Source organism: Candidatus Symbiothrix dinenymphae, assembly GCF_001431085.1.
On the sequence record NZ_BBRU01000055.1, the window covers coordinates 1 to 1132 of the forward strand.

Sequence of the window (1132 nt, forward strand, 5' to 3'; positions counted from 1 at the left end):
CCCCTACACCGGTCTGGGAAATAACCTGTATGAGGGCATCAATGTCTGCAATCTCTTCATTGAACGGATAGACGGGGTGCATGACATGAAAAGCGAAGAAACAGCCGATTGGAAAGCGCAGGTAAAGTTTCTGAAAGCGTATTATCACTTTCTGCTGTTGCGGCAGTACGGTCCCATCGCTATCATGGACGCGGCGGCTTCACCGGACGCCGAGCCGCAGAGTCAGTTTGTGATGCGTAGCAAAATAGACGACTGTTTTGGCTATATCATCCGGACGATGGATGAAGCTATTCCGGCTCTTATGTTGAAAAAGGAAGGCAATGACCTCGGACAGGTAGACCGATTGGCGGCAGCAGCTATCAAGGCGCGGGTGCTTCTCTACAGAGCAAGCCCGTTCTACAGCGGCAACACTGATTACTTCGATTTCTACGATAGTGACGGGAAGCCGTTTTTCCCGCAGGATAACGCCGCCACCACAAAAGACAAATGGAAAGATGCAGAAGAAGCCGTAGATGCAGCCATTACGCTCTGCGTGGCAAACGGAGTGGAGTTGTACAAATACGACAAACGCATGTGGACGGACGACCTTAGCGATATGAGATTAAATCCCAGACTACAGACACTCTATGATTTGAGATGGGTTATCACTGATCCGTGGAACAAGGAACTGATATGGGGACAGTCCAATATCAGTCCCGCCAGTCTCACCGGAGAATCTTTAGTGGCTGCTGATGCCAACATTGTGCTGCCTAACACCTTTATTGGTAATACCAACAATCGGTCTTACTCCCGAAATGTGTTGGGAGCTACCTTTAAAATGGTAGAAAGGTTTTATACCAAACACGGACTTCCTTTGGATGCAGACCGCACGTTCAACCGCGACAGCATGTATAGCATCACGCGTACGCCGGACACAACACTAACCAAAGAATTTCTCGGTTTCCTGCAGCACAACGAACCCACCATTAAGCTCTATTTAGACCGGGAGCCGCGCTTCTATGCCGATATGGGTATTACCGGCGGTTTCTGGCGCGCGCACAGTGTCCGAATCCCCCCGCGCTTCTTTTACGGTTATTCCCGGGCCCGTTACGGTGGGGCTAACAGCCTCTGGGCGGGGGGTGGGGCTCACAAA

At 51.0% G+C, this 1132-nt stretch carries 1 protein-coding gene; it reads left to right on the top strand.

Features of this window, described 5'->3' with window-relative positions; genetic code table 11:
* Nucleotides 1-1132 (top strand): RagB/SusD family nutrient uptake outer membrane protein (locus ASC50_RS00960; protein WP_193391171.1); only part of this gene is annotated, 1132 nt, incomplete at both ends.